Source organism: Paenibacillus sediminis (genome assembly GCF_017873765.1).
Lineage (GTDB): Bacteria > Bacillota > Bacilli > Paenibacillales > Paenibacillaceae > Paenibacillus_AG > Paenibacillus_AG sediminis.
Map to the genome: position 1 here is coordinate 114,992 of NZ_JAGGKP010000004.1, position 21,840 is coordinate 136,831.

14 protein-coding genes and 1 pseudogene are annotated in these 21,840 nt (G+C 45.9%); 2 read left to right on the forward strand and 13 right to left on the reverse strand.

Going from position 1 to position 21,840, the window contains the following annotated elements; all coding sequences use genetic code 11:
* Positions 1 to 92: 92 nt before the first annotated feature.
* From J2Z20_RS10380 to J2Z20_RS10425, 10 genes are all read right to left on the reverse strand, one after another.
* A complete protein-coding gene (locus J2Z20_RS10380) occupies positions 93 to 1,316 on the reverse strand; it encodes an MFS transporter (protein WP_209849217.1) in 1,224 nt (407 codons plus the stop codon).
* A 124-nt stretch (positions 1,317 to 1,440) separates the two neighbouring features.
* The gene (locus J2Z20_RS10385) at positions 1,441 to 3,048 is read right to left on the reverse strand and encodes an MDR family MFS transporter (RefSeq protein ID WP_209849220.1); all 1,608 of its coding nucleotides are present in this window, start codon (positions 3,046 to 3,048) and stop codon (positions 1,441 to 1,443) included.
* Positions 3,049 to 3,070: 22 nt separating this feature from the next.
* The gene (locus tag J2Z20_RS10390; RefSeq protein WP_245252231.1) at positions 3,071 to 3,460 is read right to left on the reverse strand and encodes a MarR family winged helix-turn-helix transcriptional regulator; all 390 of its coding nucleotides are present in this window, start codon (positions 3,458 to 3,460) and stop codon (positions 3,071 to 3,073) included.
* Between the two features lie 266 nt (positions 3,461 to 3,726).
* Positions 3,727 to 4,677, reverse strand: coding sequence for a carbohydrate kinase family protein (locus J2Z20_RS10395; protein ID WP_209849223.1), 951 nt, complete (start codon positions 4,675 to 4,677; stop codon positions 3,727 to 3,729).
* Between the two features lie 13 nt (positions 4,678 to 4,690).
* Complete coding sequence (locus tag J2Z20_RS10400; RefSeq protein WP_209849226.1) at positions 4,691 to 6,151, reverse strand: glycoside hydrolase family 32 protein; 1,461 nt, start codon at positions 6,149 to 6,151, stop codon at positions 4,691 to 4,693.
* 36 nt (positions 6,152 to 6,187) lie between these two features.
* On the reverse strand, positions 6,188 to 7,015 hold the full coding sequence (locus J2Z20_RS10405; RefSeq protein WP_209849229.1) for a carbohydrate ABC transporter permease: 828 nt from the start codon (positions 7,013 to 7,015) through the stop codon (positions 6,188 to 6,190).
* Complete coding sequence (locus J2Z20_RS10410; RefSeq protein WP_209849232.1) at positions 7,015 to 7,899, reverse strand: carbohydrate ABC transporter permease; 885 nt, start codon at positions 7,897 to 7,899, stop codon at positions 7,015 to 7,017. Before J2Z20_RS10410 ends, J2Z20_RS10405 begins: the two co-directional genes overlap by 1 nt.
* 117 nt (positions 7,900 to 8,016) lie before the next feature.
* Positions 8,017 to 9,342, reverse strand: coding sequence for an ABC transporter substrate-binding protein (locus J2Z20_RS10415; protein ID WP_209849235.1), 1,326 nt, complete (start codon positions 9,340 to 9,342; stop codon positions 8,017 to 8,019).
* Positions 9,343 to 9,521: 179 nt separating this feature from the next.
* Positions 9,522 to 10,499 carry a LacI family DNA-binding transcriptional regulator gene (locus tag J2Z20_RS10420; protein WP_209849238.1) on the reverse strand — a complete coding sequence of 326 codons (978 nt, stop codon included), beginning with the start codon at positions 10,497 to 10,499 and terminating at the stop codon, positions 9,522 to 9,524.
* A gap of 111 nt (positions 10,500 to 10,610) precedes the next feature.
* Positions 10,611 to 11,474: a helix-turn-helix domain-containing protein gene (locus tag J2Z20_RS10425; protein ID WP_209849241.1), complete on the reverse strand. Its 864-nt coding sequence runs from the start codon at positions 11,472 to 11,474 to the stop codon at positions 10,611 to 10,613.
* Between the two features lie 143 nt (positions 11,475 to 11,617).
* On the opposite strand from J2Z20_RS10425, the gene J2Z20_RS10430 reads away from it, so the two are divergent.
* Positions 11,618 to 13,813, forward strand: coding sequence for an alpha-galactosidase (locus tag J2Z20_RS10430; RefSeq protein ID WP_209849244.1), 2,196 nt, complete (start codon positions 11,618 to 11,620; stop codon positions 13,811 to 13,813).
* 391 nt (positions 13,814 to 14,204) lie between these two features.
* A complete protein-coding gene (locus J2Z20_RS10435; RefSeq protein WP_209849247.1) occupies positions 14,205 to 14,420 on the forward strand; it encodes a hypothetical protein in 216 nt (71 codons plus the stop codon).
* Positions 14,421 to 14,503: 83 nt separating this feature from the next.
* On the opposite strand, the gene J2Z20_RS10440 is transcribed toward J2Z20_RS10435, so the two are convergent.
* The 3 genes and pseudogenes from J2Z20_RS10440 to J2Z20_RS10445 all read right to left on the reverse strand — a co-directional run bounded on the left by J2Z20_RS10440 (position 14,504) and on the right by J2Z20_RS10445 (position 21,774).
* A complete protein-coding gene (locus tag J2Z20_RS10440) occupies positions 14,504 to 14,932 on the reverse strand; it encodes an EamA family transporter (RefSeq protein ID WP_209849250.1) in 429 nt (142 codons plus the stop codon).
* A gap of 146 nt (positions 14,933 to 15,078) precedes the next feature.
* Positions 15,079 to 15,253, reverse strand: a pseudogene (locus J2Z20_RS17995) (SgcJ/EcaC family oxidoreductase); the annotation flags it as partial.
* 245 nt (positions 15,254 to 15,498) lie between these two features.
* Entirely contained in the window at positions 15,499 to 21,774 is a 6,276-nt protein-coding gene (locus J2Z20_RS10445) for a glycoside hydrolase family 3 N-terminal domain-containing protein (protein ID WP_209849253.1), read from the reverse strand.
* Between the last annotated feature and the right edge of the window lie 66 nt (positions 21,775 to 21,840).

Here is a 21,840-nt window from a genome sequence, read left to right on the forward strand (position 1 = left end):
CAACTCACCCCTTCATCAATCAGTATATCACTTTTGTTAAGGGGTAGTTTGAGATAAACAACTTCCTATTATGCTGACACTTGAGAAACAACTTAAGCAGCCGCTTCGTCCGGATCGAACCCTTTCGTTTCCTTACCGAAGAACAACACAGTCAGTGCGCCGATGACAATGGCAATGAAGAATATAAAGAATATCGTAGTAATCGGCGTATGCTTCGATACGAGCATGCCTACAAGGTACGGACCGACGATGCCCCCAATACGTCCAAAGGAAGCCGCAAGCCCGACACCTGTTGAGCGAACGGCTGTTGGATATAACTCTGGAGAGTATGCGTACATGCCTCCCCATGCACCAAGATTGAAGAAGGACAAGCAAATTCCAGCTGCAATCAGCATGCCTTCCGTTTCAGAATTACCAAACCATATAGCACTTGCCGCAGTTAGCAGCAAATAAGTGACGAGTACAAATTTACGACCGAATTTCTCGATAAAGTAAGCGGCAGTAAAATACCCTGGCAACTGAGCGAGCGTCATGATGAGAACATATTCAAAGCTCTTAACAAGGCCGTATCCTTTCAGCACCATTACCGTTGGCAGCCATAAAAACATTCCATAATAAGAAAATACGACAGTAAACCATAAGATCCAAAGGGTGATCGTCGTTGTTCGATGTTTGGAAGACCATACAGATGCTACTCGCGCTCTAAATGACAGTTTATGATTTTGCTGTCCGGTAAAACGCGGCGAATCCTGAATAGCCCGTCTTAGGTATAAAGCATAGAGAGCAGGTACAGCACCAATAACAAATGCTGCCTTCCATCCATAATCAGGAATGACAAAGTAAGCAATGAGCGCTGCGAGAATCCAGCCGCCAGCCCAGAAGCTTTCGAGGAGCACGACCGCTCGTCCTCTTACCCTAGCAGGAACAGACTCAGAGACAAGTGTAGATGCGACCGGCAGCTCGCCGCCAAGACCAAAACCGGCAAAAAAACGAAGTATACATAGAGCAGCAAAGCTGCCAGCTAATGCAGACAGTCCACTCGCCGCGGAGAAAATGAGAAGCGTCCATAGAAGCACCGCCCGTCGCCCATATCGATCGGCAAGGGAGCCCGCTACTGCAGCACCAGCGGCCATCCCAATAGAATTAATGGATGTCAAAAGTCCGATTTGCTGCGCACCAAGTTTCCACTCGACAGACAATGCAGCAACGATAAACGAAACCATTCCCACATCCATCGCGTCGAACATCCAACTAAGACCAGCACTAAACAGTAATTTACGCCCTTTAGGTTCACGAAGTAATGCTGCTTTATTCATATCCCAAACTCCTTTTCCATTTTGCTCGCCTTATTTTAGTATTAGATAAAATATTTGTAAACATTTAGATGAATTCATTTATAAAAAAAACCGGCCCTAAAGCCGGTTTCTCTTGGGCAGCAGTTTACGCTGCGCTTTTTTCTTCTTTTTTTCGAACGGTTAATTTGATTTTAGGAAGTGCAAAGGTCAAGAATGCTCCGAGGATAACGAACACAAGACCAGAGATGAATACGATATAAAGGGAATCTACCATCGCATGCTTCATGATCGGATAAAGCGTATCTTTAAGCGGCTGTGGAACCATTTTCTTAAGATCATTGCTGTACAGGAACGAGAAGACATTTTGCGGTTTGTCATTAATCATCCCAATCATCATGTCGCTTAACGCTTTTGCTTGCTCCGGCAATTTTTTCAGCACAGGCACCAAGTTCTCATTTAGTAAGTTCCCTGATTTGTGATTCATCAGAGCTCCGAGAATCGTCATACCGAACGTACCGCCGATGGAGCGGAAAAATTGACTAGAGGAAGTAACGACGCCAAGCTCCGATTTCGGGAAGCTTTCCTGAAGCGCGAGTGTTAGAAGCGGCATCACAAAACCTAAGCCCAGACCCATAATCATCATATATAAAGTAGCCTGTAATTGAGTCGTTTCCAAATCCATCGTGGAGAGCAATCCGAAGCCTGCAGCCATCAAAATCATACCGACAATTAGCTGCGGCTTAATACCTACTTTGTAAACAACTTGACCGCCGATAATACTTGCGACGATCATCGTGATCATCATCGGGGTCATAATGGTACCCGACTGAGTCGCATTAACGCCTACTACGCCCTGCATGAACAACGGTACGAACAGCATTGCGCCGAACATGCCGACAGCCATGAAAAAGCCAATTCCGTTAATGACCGTAAAGGTGCGATTTTTGAACAAGCCCATTGGCAAAATCGGCTCATCCGCACGTAATTCTACAATAATAAACGCAGTAATGAAGATAACTGCAAGAACGAACAGTCCGATGATTTGCCAAGACAACCAATCAAACTCGGTTCCTCCCAAGGAAAGGGCAAGAAGCAAGCTGACTACGCCTACGATCATCGTTACGATACCTGCGACATCAAATTTAACTGGTCCTTTATTAACATGTTTACCAAGGCCCATTGAAATAAATACAACTGCTAAAATACCGACTGGCAGGTTGATGTAAAACACCCAGCGCCAGTTCAAGCTGTCAACGATCCAGCCGCCGACCTGCGGGCCGACCACAGAAGATAGTCCGTACAAACCGCCGAACACACCTTGCCATTTCGCCCGATCTTTACCGCTGAACAAGTCACCAATAATAATCATAGCCATCGGCATCATGACGCCGCCGCCAATCCCTTGAATACCACGGTAAATGATAAGTTCGGTCATGTTTTGTGACAATCCGCACAGAGCGGAACCGGCCATAAAAATAATTAGACCCGTAACATAAACGGTTCGGCGACCTATAAGGTCAGCCAATTTACCGGCGATGGGGACGACAGTTGTGGACGTCAGCATGTAAGCCGTCGCCAGCCAGGTCATTAGGCTAAGTCCACCTAAGTCACCAACGATCGTCGGCATTGCCGTATTTACAATCGTACCGTCTAGCGCGGCGAACAACATCGCTATGATCAGACCGATGATTAACATGCCTCGGTGACCGGTAAAGCTTTGATTTTGTTCAAGAGCTATTTCTTTTTCTTGCATATGTTTCTCCATTCTCCTTTAATCAATTATGATGATGCGAACATGAACTTTCTTTTCTCTTTTGAGCGATAGATGCCAGCTTCTCGTTAAGGATGATAAGCTGCTCCAGCTCTTCATGTTCTAGTTCAGAAAAATAATCGGCAAGTACCTGATTGGTTTTCCGTCTCGCTTCTTCCAAAACTTCCCTTCCTGCGTCCGTTATGGATACAAGAACAACGCGGCGATCCTGTTCATCAGCATGCCGTTTGACGAAGCCGCTTGCTTCCAGACGATCAATCATGACTGTAATGGCGCTCGGTTTGACTTCCAACTGTTCAGCCAAAACCGATAGTTTGCTAGTTCCATAGTGTTCAATCATATGAAGCATCTTGATTTGTGGAAGCGTGACGCCTAATTCCTTAAATTCGGTCATACTCGGCCACAATGTTTGCATCAATATCCGAATAGCTGAATTGTAACGTTCCACATAACGGTCATATTCTTTTATCGGATGTTCCTCCTTGCCCTTACAGATAACTTTAAAATATTTAATATTTCAACAGTTTAAATAATACTCAATTTTATATTTCATGTCAAAACAATAAAAAACATACCCGCAAAGACCTAAATAAAAACCGTTCTTTGCGAGTATGCTTCTTCACAAACGTATCAAGTTTATTGATGTTGATACCCCTTAATTCACTGAAAAGCGACAACTTCTGAGAAGGTCGGCAGTGAGGGAATAGCTCCCGGTCTGGTCGTAGTAATGGCCGCCGCGGCGTTCGCGAATGTCAGAAGCTCCTCTGCTCGCTCTCGGCTTATCTGCTGCTGGACATCTGTCAGCAAATGTAATTGAAACAGCAGCGCTCCAATAAATGAATCCCCTGCACCGGTTGTATCCTCCGCATCTACTAGGTTGCCCGGCACCGACACCTCGAACTCCTTCGTGAACCAAGCCGCGCCCTCTGCGCCGCGGGTATATACAACATGCTGCACGTCACCGACAAATAATGAAGCAATCGCTTCCTTCTCGTCTTCAATACCCGTGATGAATGTCAGTTCTTCGTCACTGATTTTTACAATATGACTGAGGGGCAGAAACTCTAGTATCGTGCGGCGGCACTCTTCCGGATCCCGCCAAAGCGGAAGCCTTACATTAGGATCGAAGCTAATGATCGCTCCGGCAGACTTCGCGGTACGTATCGCCTTAAAGTGTGCATATTTGACCGGGGCTTCAATCAGATCAACGGAGCAGAAATGAAGAATATCTCCTACACTGAACCAATCTCCAATTTCTTCCTCGCTTAAGAGCATATCTGCACTGGGATTACGGTAAAATGAGAAGTCCCGGTTGCCGTCAGCCTTCAAGCTGACGAAGGCGAGCGCCGTATTGGCTTCATCTGTACGAAGTACGAACGAGGTATCTACGCCGATTCCTTTCATCGTATCCACCAAAAAATCGCCGAATGCATCGGCGCCCAGCTTACCAATGAAGGCACTTCTGCCGCCAAGCTTTGATACAGCGCATGCTACGTTGGCAGGCGCCCCCCCTGCCGCTTTCTGAAAGCTGTCTACTGATTTAAGCTCCACACCTTTAACGGCGGGAATGAAATCGATCAACGCTTCCCCGATTGTAAATACTGTCGACACCTGCTGCTCCTCCTTAATGAATATCCCATTTATGAAACGATGTTAATGTACAAGCGCCTTTAGCGAATGCCTTAATACCTAGCGATTCAGGACCTGGATAAATGCGGCTCGTGACAACATGCTCACCGTCACCGATAAAGACTTCAACGGAAGACTTGTCGACGAAAATTCGCAGCAAGAGAGTGCCCTTGGTTAAACTTACCCGCACACGGCGTTCACCGCCTGGCCCGATTCCAGAACGATCGCGAATAAAAGAGAACATTTCGCCATCTGGACGGTAAGACAGTATCGTTTCCTCGCCATCACCTACACGTAGCTTCAGACCGAACTCTTCAGTACCTTCTTCTGCTTTAAACACAGCCTGAATTTCGTAGCTGTCTCCGCTCGTCCCCATATCACGTTCGCCGTCAAGAGGCACATTGTAAAGCTCATACTCATTATGACGGTAAGCCTCTACCTCTTCAACCGGCCTGAACAGTACACGATCTCCATCCAGTATTGCCTCACGAGGTAAGCTCATTGCCCCCGCCCAATAGTGACCTTTCTGGGTCGGCATATCTGTCTCCCACATATCCATCCAGCCGATCACAATTCTGCGTCCTTTATCGTCTAGAGTCGATTGGGGTGCATAGAAATCGAATCCATGATCAACTGGCGCGTATCGTTCAAATTGGAACTGCCCTGCAATCGGGTCAAACTTGCCGACTACATACATCGTGGAATGCAAGTTGCGGAATGATTCTCCCTGTGCAGGCATCCGCTGCGGCGACAGCATAAAAATATCTTTGTCCCCAAGCGAGAACAAATCCGGGCACTCCCAGTTGTCGCCGAACCGCCCATCGCTTGCGGCAAGAATATTCACAAATGACCACTTCTTGAGGTCGTCAGAGCGATATAGCAACACCAGACCGTTGCCCCTCGTGTCATTCGAGCCAAGCACAACATAATACTGGCCATCCTTCACAAATACCTTGGGATCACGGAAATCTTTCTGGCTTACACCTGCTGGAATTTCATCATAGCCAATGACTGGGTTGCCTTCCCACTTGGTAAACGTCACCCCGTCTTTAGAATAGGCAATGCCTTGCGACTGCTTGTAATCATTGTCTCGGTCAGGTCCAGTCATGACGTGTCCGGTATACATAAGTACTAAATTTCCATCCTTCTCGACCGCACTTCCGGAGAAGCATCCATCCCGGTCGAACACTCCATCTGGAGCAAGAGCAACAGGGAGATATTCCCATTTGATCAAATCGCGGCTAACAGCATGCCCCCAGTGCATTGGACCCCATACGGGCTCATATGGATAATGCTGATAAAACAAATGATATTGTCCGTTATATTGAATAAAACCGTTCGGATCATTCATCCAGCCAAATTCAGCCATAAGATGATAGTTCAGTCTGTAATCCGGACGAAGCAGATGCTTCGACTCACGAATGAAACGGTCAGCGTTTTCTCTTGAGTATTCCATAGTCTGTTTGATAAGCCATCCTACCCCTTACTTGAATTATTTGATGGAACCCTGCATAACACCCTGAATGATATACTTCTGAGCGAACAGGTATACGATGATGATCGGAAGAATAGTCAGTACCAAACCGGCCATCAGTGGACCGTAATCAACAGTATAAGTGCCATAGAAACTGTACGTGGACAGCGGAAGCGTATGCTGTTCCGGATTAACAAGAATCAGAGACGGAAGCAAAAAGTCATTCCAAATCCACAGCACGTTTAAGATGGAAATCGTAGCCGTCGTTGGCATGAGAACCGGAAACACGACTCTAAAGAAAGTTTGAGTCCGCGTAGCGCCATCGATCATAGCCGCTTCTTCCAGCTCCACCGGAATGCTCTTCACAAAACCATGGTAAATGAACACAGCCAGCGAGCTGCCGAAACCAACATACATATAAATTAATGACCATTTACTGTCCAACATACCAAGCGAACCGTAAATTTTCACAAGCGGGATCATAATCGCCTGAAATGGAATAATCATCGATGCGACCATGAGCAAGAACGTAATTTGATTGAATTTGGTATTGTTTCTTACAAAATAATGTGCGGTCATCGCGGCACATAGTGAAATGAGCAGAACGCTTACCGTCGTAATAATGAACGTGTTCATAAACGCGGACAAGTAGCCCATTTCGTCAAATGCTGTTTTATAATTCGAAAAACTGAAATGATGCGGAAGCGATAACGGATTAGATGTAATCGCATTGTTATCTTTAAATGAGTTAATAAGGAGCAACACAAACGGAACGATAAACAAGATCAGAACTATAGCAAGAACAATAAACTTGAGCCAAGAAAAAGAGGATTTGCTGCCCACCATTACGCATCCACCTCCATTTTCTTGCTAAAATACACCTGAAGCAGCGTAATTCCAGCGACGAGCAGAAACAGCACAAACGCTTCCGCTTGCCCTAACCCGTAATCCCTTGCAAGAAACGCCTTCTCGTACACATGCATCGAAACTAATTCTGTACTTTTGAAAGGTCCGCCTTGCGTTAAAGCGACGTTTACGTCGTAGACCATAAATCCGCGCTGCAGAGATAAGAAAATGCAGACGATAAAGGAAGGAACCATCAGCGGCAAAATCATTTTGCGCATTTTCGTCCAGCCGTTAGCCCCGTCAATGCTTGCTGCCTCCAAAATATCGTTGGGCACACCCATCAAGCCCGCAACATAAATAACCATCATATAACCCGCATACTGCCAGACGGTTACAATGACAAGTGACCAGAACGCTTTATCCGGATCGGACAGCCAAGATGCACTGAGGAGCGGAATCGCAGCCTTTTGACCCAAATAGACAACTACATTATTAAAAATAAATTGCCAAATAAAGCCGAGAACGATACCGCCAACAAGGTTGGGCAGGAAAAACCCAGCTCTAAAAAAGCTTTGTCCCTTTAACCCTTTTGTAAGCACGTAAGCAAGCAGGAATGCAATGACGTTGATCAGAATGACGGTGAATAACACATATTTAAGTGTTAGTCCGAATGATTTCCAAAATTCCGTATCCTTGAATACTGCTCCATAATTTTTGAAACCAACCAGTGTATGTGTCGTGGAAATACCGTCCCAGTTCGTAAAGGTCAAATAGATACCATAAAAGAACGGCACAATCATGACTGTCAGAAACGCAAACAACGTTGGCCCGGTAAATAATAGCCGTGACCGCAGTCGGTTCCACACTCCTTTTTCCGTTATCATAACGATCCCTCTCTATCTTGGATGAATTTAAATCTGTTATGTCCTCCATATGAAAACAATGGACAAGACGCCTTGCGTCTTATCCATTGCCTTTTTTTATGTTAGGCGTTCAAACCATTACTTCACGTTTTTCCAGTAATCTTGAATTTCTTTAGCCAGCGTAGCACGGTCGCTTGCTTTGGCTAAGTATTTCTGCATGGATGCACCGACTTGCTTCCAGTGGTCAGCTGGAAGTAGGCTCATCGATTGTTCGGATTTACCTTTTGCAATATAATCCTGAATGGATTTGCCGAGCGGATCAGCAGCTGGAAGCGTAATATTCTTAAATGCTGGGATGATGTTCATTTTGTTTACTAGGAAATCCTGACCTTTTTGCTCATATACGAGCCAATTGAGGAATTTCTTCGCAGCTGCCTGTTGTTCAGGAGTGCTCTTCTCTTTGTCAATGACAATACGTTTGGAAACCGCTGAAGAAATTTCTTGGTTGCCGTAGTCGTCTGGATTGTTGCTAATTGGCACAGGGAGGAAGCCATATTGTTTATTAGCGGTGTCATATCCGCTGATTTGCGGCCATGCCCAGTTACCCATAAACCAAATCCCAACTTCACCTTTACCAAGGAGCTCCGCTCCGCGTTCATATTGTCCGGAAAGCGGGGAAGCGCTGTCGATATTGTGTTTCATCATGACATCAAACGTATCCATTAGACCGTTGAACACTTTGTTACTTGCGAGATCTACCTGTCCCGCTTTCAGAGCATCGATGAATTTGTTCACTTCTGCCATATCTTTGTTCTGACCAGCATAAGCAAGAGGCAGATAGTGTGCGCCCAATGACCAGTCCATTGGCGAAATGACTAGAGCTTTTTTGCCAGATGCTTCGATTTGTTTGAATAGATTTTCTAAGTCATTTGTTGTTTTAATTGTACTTGGATCGAAGTTTCCACCTACCGCTTTATCAACTACAGCTTTGTTGTAGATGAAGCCGTAACCTTCGATTGCGAATGGGAATGCATAATTTTTACCTTCGAACGTAGTGAAATCCGTAGCATTCGCAACTGCATCTTGGTTCCACTTCTCACCGCTCAAATCAAGAATGCGATCTTTAAATTTCTCAACGTCGCCAGTATCCAGCATAATCATAGTTGGCGGGTTACCGGCTGCATACAATGCGGACGCGCGTTCAAATGGCGAACCTCCATTTGGAACCGCTTGCACTTCAAGCGTAATATTAGGGTTATCTTCATGGAATGCTTTGGCAGCTTCTTCTAACTGCTGTTGAATTTCCCCTTTGGAGTTTAGAAGCGTAATTTTCACATCTTTACCAGAGTTCGATCCTTCGGAAGAACCTTGATTACTGCTGCTCGCGGAATTGCCGCATGCTGAAACAATCATGACAACAAGAAGTGACAAAACTAGTAATTGAATACCTTTAAACCGCTTCACTTGTATTCCCCCATTTGAGTTCATAATAAATTTAAATCGCTTTCATTTCGGATTATATGTCAATCGTTTATCATATGTCAATCCTTTGACATGTTAATCGTTTCACATATTTTTTATTAAAAAAAGCCAATCCCATATATGAAGAACAGGATTGGTTTTTCCGATATCTCGTAAAAAAATTACGTCGTTTGGCGTTCCACGAGTTCGACCGGCAATAAGTTCTCCGTTTCAAACGGCTCGCCTTCAAGCTGTTTACGAATCAGTTCTACCGCGAGTCGGCCGATCTCTTCAATCGGTTGTTTGATCGAAGTAAGCTCCGGTGTCAGCCAAGAGGCAGCATTTACATCATCGTAGCCAATAATGCGGACATCCCTCGGAATTGTCTTCCCAGCTTTCATGCATTCTTTTACCGCAAAAGCGGCAATGATGTCACTTGTGGCGAAGATACCATCGACATTTGGATGCTCCTCAAGCAATCTACGAATAATGCGCTCATACTGCTCTTGATCGAATACATTCATATCCGTTTGAATAATGACATGCTCCACTCCATGCTTGGTCACGACATCACGGAAAGCATCGCTTCTCTGATTAGCAAGAAGATTTAGCTCCAAGTTGCCGCAAATGTGCGCAATTTTCCGGCATCCCTTGCTGACCAAAAGCTCAGTGGCGAGCTCTCCCCCTCGGTAGTTCTCCGAGGAGATGAATGGAATCTCATCATCAATTTTACGATCGATCGTCACAATCGGCGAGTGCACATTTCGGTACTCATCTACTTCCAGTGTATGGCTGCCCATGATGATGCCATCCACTCGATTTCGTCTCAGCATTTCGGTGTACACTTTTTCCTTCCCCGGATCCAAATGAGAGTTGCAAAGAAGCACCTTGAACCCGTATTGGTAAGCGTAATATTCAACATGACGAGCAAGCTCGCTGAAAAAAGGATGGGAAACACTAGGAATAATAAGACCAATAATATGGGACTGCTTACGCAACAAAGAACGAGCAATTTCATTCGGTTGGTAGCCTAACTCTTCCATCGTTTCGTACACTTTCTTCCGTGTTGCCTCGCTGATATACCCCCGATTGTTAAGCACTCTAGATACCGTTGTGACAGACACACCCGCTTTTAATGCCACATCATTAATTGTAGCCATAAGAATAACCTCATCCAGAATTGGTATGATACAAACAAACTATACTAAATCTCCCCTGTATAAACAAGCATTCTATTATGCTGCAAGTCGTTATTATTGGCAATGTTGAACTTAGAAAAAGACTCGTCCGATGTCGTACGTACTGTTATTTTCGCGGTAAGCGGCAGGGGGAATGCCCATGTGCTTTCTAAACACTTTGCCAAAATAATTAGCGTTCGAAAATCCGGTTCGCCTAGCGATTGTCTCCAAATTATCATTTGTAGATAGAAGCAGCTTCACAGCATGCGTAAGACGCACTTCGTTCAAATAGCGAACAGGCGTCACCCCGAGCCTGCTCTCATAATCTCTAGTGAGATGAAATTTAGATATCCCTGCGACCTCTGCCATTTCCTTCAACCCGATCGGCTCTGCATAATGCATTTCAATAAACTTCTTGCATCGTTCAATCTTTGGAGGCAGCGGCTTACTCCTTTGCTTGGTCACATATTTACTCAGTTCCATAACGAACTGATATGCGAAGCTAGAGCACTGATACACGTCATTCATCTCATCGCGTGCTGCCATTTCGTATATTTGCCAGCCCAGCTTCATCAGCTCAGAGTCAGAAGAGACCTGAAAGACCGGCGCGGACATCGTAAGAAGCTGTCTCCAATAAGGAAGTGCATCTTTAGACAACTCAAGATACAATAGTTCCCACTCCTCAGATGAAGACGGAAGACAGTAGCAATGTTCTCCGGGGATATCGACGATAAACGCATCGCCCGGTTTAAGCGTATATGTAGTCCCTTGAATCTCAATTTCTCCCTGCCCACTAATGGTGTACTGGAACAAGCAATACTCTCCCGGCCTGTTTCTGCCATTCCATATATAATCTTGTGAAGTAACCCGTTGCCAACCGATTCCCTTAAGCATAAGCATCGGAATAGGCGTAACAAATTGGAACCCGACGGATGTATGAGGCATTGATGACAGCAATATATTACCCTCCCGATTTACTTTTTTACTCTTGTACCCTAAGAACAGTGCAACTATTCTTAAGCTAAAAGGTGATTCCAATCATCAATATTGTACCTCATTTATTTATGATTCTAAATAGTTCAGGAGGTCGTAAATCAACTATGAAAATTGAATTTGACGCGGAACAAAAGATCTTTCATCTGCAAAGTAAAAATACAAGTTATGTCATGCAAGTCATTCGGGACGGGTACCTAACCCACCTGTACTGGGGAAAAAGAATACATACATATCGCCAAAGCAACCCGCTGCGCTTTATCGACCGGGGGTTCTCACCAAATCCTGATCCAGATGACCGCACATTCTCTCTGGATACGATACCTCAAGAATATCCTGCCTACGGAAATGGGGACTTCAGAATGCCAGCATACCAAGTCCAGCTGGGTAATGGATCGACGGTTACTGATTTCCGTTACAAGGAACATCGCATCTACGAAGGGAAACCTGCGCTTGAAGGTTTGCCCGCCACTTACGTAGAACATAACGATGAAGCGAAGACGCTCGAAATCATCGTAGAAGACAGTGTCACTGGTCTAACTGCAACGTTAATGTACACGGTATTCCGTGATTTTGACGCGATCACAAGATCGGTACGGTTCCATAATCAAGGTACTGAACCTATTAAGCTGCTTCGCGCTCTTAGTGCCAGTGTGGACTTCCGTGATCATGAATACGACTTGTTAACCCTGTACGGTGCGCATATTAACGAACGCAATATTGCTAGACGCCCTATCGTGCCGGGTCTTCAAGGTGTGGACAGCCGCCGAGGCGCGAGCAGCGCTCAGCAAAATCCGTTCTTCGCCCTGCTTCGTAAAGGATCGGATGAGCATCAAGGTGAAGTCTTCGCGTTCAGTCTCGTATACAGCGGCAACTTTCATGCACAGGTTGAAGTGGATCAGTTCCTAACGACAAGAGCATCCATCGGTCTTAACCCGTTCGATTTCTCATGGCTGCTCGCGCCAGGTGAACAATTCCAAACACCAGAAGCGGTTATGGTGTACAGTTCACAAGGCATAAACGATATGTCGCTAACCTATAACCGTTTGTACCGCACTCGCCTTAGCAGAGGTAAATTCCGCGACCAAGTACGGCCTATTCTAATCAACAATTGGGAAGCGACTTACTTTGATTTTAACGCTGATAAAATTGAGCAAATTGCTAAGCAAGGTCAAGAGCTCGGCATCGAGCTGTTCGTGCTGGATGACGGCTGGTTCGGTAAAAGAGATGATGACAAGAGCTCGCTTGGCGATTGGGTAGTCGATCGCCATAAACTCCCGAATGGTCTAGATGATCTTGCCCGCCGTGTCCGTAATATGGGTATGGAGTTCGGCTTATGGTTCGAGCCCGAGATGATTTCTGAAGACAGCAACTTGTATCGCGCGCATCCCGATTGGTGCTTGCACGTGCCGAACCGTCCGGCAACATTAGGCCGCAATCAACTTATTCTCGACCTATCTCGCAAAGAAGTGTGCGACTATATCATAGAAGCTGTCTCGTCTGTGCTGTCCAGCGCGCCGATCAGTTACGTCAAATGGGACATGAACCGTCATATGACGGAAATCGGATCCGCTGCTCTTCCTCCGGAAAGACAGCGGGAAACGGCACACCGGTACATGCTTGGGCTATATCGAGTCATGGAAGAAATTATAAGCAGATTCCCTGACATTCTGTTCGAGAGCTGCTCCGGCGGCGGCGGACGCTTCGACCCCGGCATGCTCTACTACATGCCTCAGACGTGGACCAGCGACAATACAGATGCTGTAAGCAGGTTAAAAATTCAATACGGAACAAGCCTTGTATATCCAGTGAGTTCGATGGGTGCTCATGTATCAACGGTTCCGAATCACCAAGTCCATCGTGTAACCTCGCTTGATATTCGCGGACACGTAGCTATGTCAGGCAATTTCGGATATGAGCTTGATTTGACGAAATTGACGGAAGAAGAGAAGAAGACGGTGAAGGAGCAGGTGAAGCTCTACAAAGAAATTCGCCCGCTTATTCAATTCGGCGACTTTTACCGCATTCTAAGTCCGTTCGAAGGGAACGAGACAGCTTGGGCATTCGTATCCCAGGATCAAGCTGAAGCTGTGCTCTGTTATTTCAAAGTGTTGTCCCAGCCAGCCGAGCCTGTACGAATATTGAAATGCAGAGGACTAAATCCTGACTTTCTGTATCAGCATCTAGATACAGGGGAAGTATTCGGTGGTGATGAGCTGATGAACGCAGGTCTTACAATCCCAGAGCTCAAGGGTGATTTTACGAGCCTCCTATTGAGATTTAAAAAGGTCGGCGAGGCGTAATCGCCCATGTTGAACCGTTTTATATTTAATATTTTCCATGGACAACAAAACGATCTTATAAGGGGACTAGGATTGCCGTTTCTTTACTAGTACTCGCTGCCGTTATTTTAGTTTCTAGTTATGTGTACAAATCAGTTGGAGGCTCTCTGCCTGTTGTTCGGAAATAATTTACTCATAATATGACATCTCTGATGCTCGTCGATGAAACAGGCAATATTCGAAAAATATACAAAATGGGCGAAGAGATGGACAATGATGCGATTGTCAAAGACATTTCCTCTTTGATCAGTCAATAGCTCAAGCCTTCTTATCTCATACATAAGAAAAAAAATGCTCGAATGACTCCATTTCATGTATAATAAAGAAATATGATCACGAATGGAGGAGTATGATGACTCGTTATCTTTTTGAATATAAAATTGTTTCGACAGGATATGTAAGTGAATTTAGTCATGTCGCGGAATCAGAAGAAAAGGCAAAAGAAGAAATTCGTGCTAGAATTGCCGATATTGAGTTTGTTGAAGAGTCTGACGTTGTAGTCGGTAAACTGATCAAAACGTTAGATGCGACAAATCGCTATTATGAATGTGAAGGCTGTAGCGCCTAATTTTTGATTAGATGAGTAATGCAAAGTACCAGAATACAAATTGCGTTGCTCATCTTTTTTTGTATTCAGCAATGTGTCATAAGTTACCCTAAAGCGACAAGAATTGCACCTATTGCAATGAGTCCGATCCCTATCCCTCCTAAAAGACTGATTTTCTCGCCTAAAATAATGACAGCTGCAATTGCCGCAATCACAACGCTAAGCTTGTCAACAGGAGCCACTTGAGATACTTTTCCGTACTTTAATGCTAAAAAATAAAAGATCCATGAAGTAGCCCCTGCAACACCGGTTAATGAGATATAAAAAAACGCTTTTTTGTCCTCAAAGATAGAAGGTATTTTGTGCAAATTCCCTTGGAAAGCAACTACTGCAAATAAAAAAAGGGTCATGATGACCGAACGAACAGCAGTAGCTGTATTGGCATCGACATCTTTTAATCCCATTTTCCCAAAGATACCAACCATTGCAGCTGCCGCTGCAGATAAAAGGGCGTAAATTAGCCACATGAACAAAGCACTCCTTTTGTTTTCTTAAAAATTATTATATGTTTTTTTGTTTATTCTAACTGTAATAATTATCTATCTGCATTATCAATTATCCTTTTTAAGGGTAGCGTCAATATTTTTGTGTAAATGGAAAAGTAATTTGAGCTACGGATTTACTTAATTAATTCTCTTAATTCGTCTGTCATTTGCTGGGCTAACTCAGGTCTGCCATGAAATTGAGCTGGAGTATTCTGAAAAAGCTGGATCTGCCATTGCTATAGCGCGCAAAATCGCTGCGTCAGAACCTAGAAAATGTACACCTTTCACTTTGGTTACATATGGAGCAGAGTTGTTGATATAAGGCACGAATTTCATTGGATTCAGAAGACTTCGTTATTAGTTCCTCCTAATAAAGGTTGATGTGTACCTATTCCTCTTATGGTTACAAATTCATTTTAAACTACAGCTGTGTGTTTCTCCAAAAAAATCTAGATCGAAAATGACCATCATCAAGAGACGAACAAGAAAGAGTGCCGAGGAGGAAATCCTCAGCACTCTTCTTCATGACTCACAATCCGAATGACTTGGACTTGTTACATCAATGCCATCGAAGAACTGTCTCCATGGTCGCCATCATGGCCGTTATCATGAGCGTCATGATGATCGTCATCTCGGTCATGATCATGGATGCTGCCTCCGCGGCCGTTCTTGATCGTATATTTGAACTCAGAGACATCGCTGTGGTTCAAACCATTTTTGACTGTGATGGCCTTGATCGTCGTATCGTTACTTACTCGAATCGGACCCGTGTATAACATACTTGATGTCGTAGGTACGGTGCCATCCGTCGTGTAGTAAATGGCTGCGCCTGACGTTTTGCTCGTGAGCTTCACTTTGATGTCGTTATTATATTTACCCGTATCTGGATCAGCCTTCGGTGCCGAGGCCGCTGCAGCGTAAAAAGAAACGAAGCTGCCTTCTAATCCTTGTTTCACTGTAATTGCGCGAATGACCTTCGACGGATTCACGATAATCGGAGCCCTGTACAGCGTGCTGTCTTTGGTCGGCAGCGTGCCGTCCAGCGTATAACGGATTTCAGCGCCTTCGGTATTGGCGGTTAGCGTTACGATTTGCTCGTCGCCCCGCTGACCGTCACGATCTGTAATGATCGGCGCCGCGGCTCTGCTCTCTGGAATGGAAGCCTCATCTGTAGGTTCAAGCTGGAACCAATCGAGGTTGAAGCCATCTCCATTATCGGTAAGTCTAATCGTTTGCTCACCTGCATCAAGGTGAACAACTGCGGTGGCATCCGTATAGTTCCCCCAGCCGCCCGTTCCAGGCAGGCTTGTTGTTGCTTGGGTCAGACCACTTGCTGCGAGCGAAACAGAAACGCCGCCTTGAGCAGTTGCATACCGATATTTCACAGTATAGTATCCTGTCTGTGGAACGGTAACTAGATAGTCAAGCGTAGTGCCAGCTGCCATATAACCGAGATTGGTTATACCTCCATATTGAATGACGTTCTGACCTGCCTGAATGAAGCCCTCCGCTTCGACTTTCATCATACCGCCATTGTCAGGCAGACACGGGTATATCGGTTCGAATACAAATTCCTTCATATCAAAGCCGCCAGCATTACCGAAAACTCTAATGATCTGTTCTCCTGCTTGAAGATTTAGTGGCAACCGTGCACCGACCCAGTCGTTCGAACCGTACTGGTATGGAATGCTAAATGATCCCATCGTCTGTCCGTCTGCCGATTTTAGCATAAATCCGCCGCCGTTCGGAGAAGCCACTTTCAATATAGCGGCATATTTGCCTTGGACAGGAACGTTAATCTTGAAGTCTGCCCAATCACCAGCTCCGAAGCCTGAAATCTTCCCAGAGTCAGCTGAGACACCTGACAACTGATAGTAATCTTCCCAAGTCACAGTGCCTGGTATGGAGACGGCCTCTGTTCTATGTCCAGTTCCTGTTAGCATGACTTTCCCTGAGAGCGGTTCGTCTCCTCGGGAATCTGAATAAGCCGTTAAAGGAACATTAACCGTGAGCGGCAGATTGCCGAAATACGGCGTATGATCCCATGCAAGCTCTACAGTAACTTCGTGCGGATTTACGTAGTTGATCTTCTTAATAGAGACACCTTTAACCGTCGCTTCTCCTGACAGGGTAATATCACTAACCTTCGTTTCATTAAAAGTTCCCCCATTAAGATGAACCGTAATGAGATGCCCATCTACACCGTAATCAAGCGTTTGAGGCGAGATCGTGAGTGATTCTGGATCGTCGACAGCTTTAATCATTACAATTCCGTTCACGGCCGAATTGCCGTACACACTGTCGGTCACTGTTCCATAGACGCTGTCAGTTACCGTTGCAGCATAAACACTATTCGTTACTTTACTGTAAACGGACACGGTAACTGTCGCTTTCATATCATAGTCAATATCAGCCGCTAAACCATGTTTCAAAGTAATTGCCGCGGTTTTGTCGTCCACAGGCTTCACATTGTCAATGCTTATTCCATCCATGCCGCTCACTTGCCAGCTATAATTGACAATACCGGACTCGAATGTTCCATTGATCAGCTGCATCTCTACGGTTGTACCGTCTTCTTGGCCTTCCTTCAATAGCTGACCGCCTTTTTGCACCAATGTCGTTCCAATCGCCATCCAATTTAGATTGAAAACATCCTTCGCATTTAGCCTGATCAAATAGGTGCCTTCTTTAAGATGTAGAGTTCCCTCAGCATTCACCCAATTACTGATGCCGGTTGAGCCTGTCAGCTCGCCCTTCGTAATGAGCGCACCTGACTCTCCTTCGGTCCATTCGATATGCACAGGACTGTTCGCGGCGGCATATCGGTACGTCACTGGATAGTCTCCTTCAGCAGGCACGGTAACTTTATACTCGGTCCAATCTCCCGCATTCGCAAAGAGGGCGCTAAGCTCTCCGCCATCCGTCCCCTCAATAGGCGCGGCCTTAACATTTGAAGATTTGTTGAAATCCTCTGCCTGAATCAAGCCAGGCACAGTATGATCAACATTCGCACCTTGGCTTGCTGCCACCCTGTTCCAGCGGTAAGTAGCCACTGATTTTGCGGGAAGTGACGCGGCGATTTGAGTGCCGTTACTGACAAGCTTGAACGTTTGCGCCTTATCTGTCTGGTTAATGACCACCGTCACGATCGTCTTTTTGTCCGGACTCATGAAGGCAACGTTCGTAACCTTATCCTTCGACCCATAGTTGCTGTCGATGCGTACGTAACCTGGATCAACGAATTTCGTGTAATGACCTAGGAAGTAATATTCCGGAGTCAGCCAATAATTGTCGCGGTTCGAAGAATCCTGAATGAGCAGCGTCGGATCAGGCGTTCCAATCCATTGATGCGTATTTATGTCGCTGTCCAGCATGGCGACCCAGGAGTTATAGCTTCTCGCCCAATTGCGGAAATACTGGGCAATCCTGTCCGTACCTGTTGTCCCCCATACCGCACGTTCGGTCAGGTACACATTTTCTTCTGGATACATATCGTGCAGCTGCGACATCATTCCTAGATCTCCGCCATAGTCATGGAATGCCGTTCCGTCCACCGCTTCACGATTTGCTGGATCCGAGAGAATCGGAGCCGGGTAATTCATCGTATCGCTCGGGTTATGGTCGAATATCCATAGCTTCACGTCTCCTAGCCCTGTATCCGTAAGCTTCTTCTTCAGCAGCTTCGCAAGCTCGGCTTCCTGCTGCCAAGGCATCTTCGTACTTGGATAATCAATTTCTAGAAGCGGCTCGTTCTGCAGAGTCATCGCTTCGATATCAATCCCTTGTTTCTTATACTCCCCAATGTATTTAACGTAATAATCGGCGAGTACAGGCAAATACTCATCCTTCACTTGTCCCCGAATCATACTGTCTGTTGTTTTCATCCAGCCAGGAGGACTCCATGGCGAAGCGAAAAATTTCACATCAGGGTTGATTGCCTTTATTTTCTGTAAGGTTGGAATAATGCCGTAATCGATATCCTTCTGAATCGAGAAATGACTTAATGTTGGATCTGTTTCACCCGGCGGCATATCGTCATAAGTGTAAAATTTCTGTGCTGTAAAGTCAGCGGTGCCGATCGTTAAACGGAACATGCTCATTCCGATACCGTCCGTTTTGCTAACGAGCTTCTTAAGCAGCTCTTCCTGCTTCGCGGGTGACATCTTGATGAGGTTATAGACTGTAGATTCCTCCATCGATGTTCCGATACCCATCATCGACTGATATGATTTGCCTGGATTAATGTTAATCGTCGTCACATTCTCGTCGGTACCTACCGCCGTTATATCAAGATTCGGCTGCTGCTCCAGCTTCTTGTCACCGTCTTGATAACGTGGAGCATAGTACCATAAACTATTTTGCGAATCTCGCTCATTGGTAACCCAGTTCTCAACAGCGCCAGCCTGAATGACAGGCTGCGGTGTAATCGTCCCGCTGTCTCCGCCGCTTTGCGCCGTAGCTGCGGAGAAACCGCTTGAGCCGAACCAATTCAGATTCAGGCTGCCTCCTGTATATAACAGCTTAAGCTTCTGCACGCCTTGAGTAAGTGTAACACCCGGGACAGTCGCCGTCTGCCAATTTTGCCAGCCGCCAGTGTTGCCCACGGAGAGCATGCCAAGAACATCACCATTCTCATTCAATATTTGAAGTCCCGTTGTCGTATCTGCCCCAACCGCATATCGGAAGTCTACACTGAACGTCCCGCTTTTCGGTACGTTCATCAAATATTCGAGCCAGTCACCTTTATCTGCATAGCCGACATTGAGACCGCCGCCTGTATCAGAAGTGGATTCCGTCTGCAGACCGCTTTGATTCGTATAGTTTTCCGCTTCCACCTTCACATACCCCGCTTGACCAGGTTTATCAGGGATTGGCCTAAGAGCTGGCGTTGCCTGATTTTTGGTCAGTCCATAGCCGTAATCGAACAAGATGTATTGTTGCTCCAGATTGGTTTTACCTGCTTCAGGAGCCTGGTATGCTTCGGTGTAGAATGGCCAGCGAACAGGCAGTTTCCCTTTGAAATCGTAGCCGCCAAACAGAACATCTGCTACTCCTTGACCTTCCGTACCCGGTAGCCATGCTTCTACCAATCCTGCCCAGTCATTCAATTGATCGTTTACGATTAGCGGTCGACCGGATACTAAGATGACAATCGTCGGTACACCTGATTCGCGTATGTTGCTCAAGGTAGCCATGTCTTCTTTATCCAGCTTAAGACCATTCAGATCGTCCCCGTTACCTTCTGCATAAGGTGTCTCCCCAACAACAGCAATCGCAACATCACTTCCCGCTGCGCCGCGGCCATGCTTGTTATATGTGACGGTTTTCTTATCACGGGCAGCATTTTTAATGCCCTGTAAAATGGTCGTGCCTGTCGTAATATTTCCCGCCTGGCCCTGCCAGGTGATCGACCAGCCACCTGACTGAAGGCCAATATTATCAGCACTTTTTCCCGCGACGAAGATTTTTTTCATATTTTTCAACTGGGAAAGAATCGGTTTACCGTTCACATTATCGTTCTTCAGCAGAACAAGCGATTCCCGAACGGCCTGACGGGCAAGTTCTCGGTGCTCCGCTGATCCGAACGTTCCAGCTAGGCTCTCGTCCGTCATCGGATGCTCGAACACCCCTGACTCGAACTTGACTCGCAAAATTCGTCTAGCGGCATCGTCAATCCGTGCGTTCGTAATTTTGCCTTCTTCGACAAGCGCTTTCAGATTTGTAATGGTCACTTTCCAGTCTGAAGGCATCATAAGCATATCTACTCCAGCATTCACAGCGATTCGAATTTGATCCTTAAACTTGTTGTCATTGCTAACCAGGTTGCCATCCCAGTCCTTCGTAATCTGCTGTACACCGTTATAGTCCGAAATAACAAACCCCGTGAAACCGAGTTGTCCTGCTCCGGTTCCTTTCAGAACATCCTGGATCAACCGTTTATTGGCATGCATTTTTAGTCCTTGGATGCTGCTGTAGGAAACCATAATCGTTCTTACCCCGGCATCCACTGCTACCTTATACATAGGCAAATCAAGGTTTACAACTTCTTGCTCCGTCATCTGGGAGACGTTGCCTTGATTCGTCCCGTTATCCGTCAGACCTTCACCCAGAAAATGCTTCGCGGTAGCGACCGCTTTGTCGCTGCTTCTCAGCTCAGAGGTGGTCATACCTTGCAATCCCTGAATAAAGGCCGCTCCCATCTGTCCAACAAGAGCCTGATTGTCGCCGAATCCTTCATACGAACGGCCCCATCTTATGTTCTGCGGATCTGCCATCGTCGGTGCAAACGCCCAGTTCGTACCGGAAGCCTTCATTTCCTGAGCTGTTGCACTGCCAATTTGCTTGACGAGCTCAGAATCCCTTGTTGCTCCTAGCCCTATATTATGGGGGAACAGCGTCGCACCGATCAAATTGCTCTGACCATGTACGGCATCCACGCCATACAAAATCGGGATACCAAGCCGAGTAGATAACGCTCCTGCTTGGTACGAGTCAACCAGCCCTGCCCAGCTCTCACGTGTACTCTCTGCTTGCTTTCCATTCGGAAATGATCCCCCGCCGCTTAACACGGAACCAAGGAAGTAAGTTCTAACATCTTCAGGAGTCACTGAGGCCCTTTCTGCCTGCACCATCTGTCCAATTTTCTCATCAAGCGTCATCCGTCCAAGCAAATCAGACACACGATCTTCTACTGGCAAGGACGCATTCAAGTAGGGAACTAGCTTTCCTGGCATAGTCGGTGCTGCATAGGACGGTACCTGAAATGAGCCCGCCAACATCGACCACATCAATAGAAAAGCAGTGGTTGCTGAAATTTTCCGTTTCAACATGGGTATGTTCTCCTCCTTTAAAATTCGACAATTTTTGTAACCGCTTTCATAAATGGCAACTCTTAG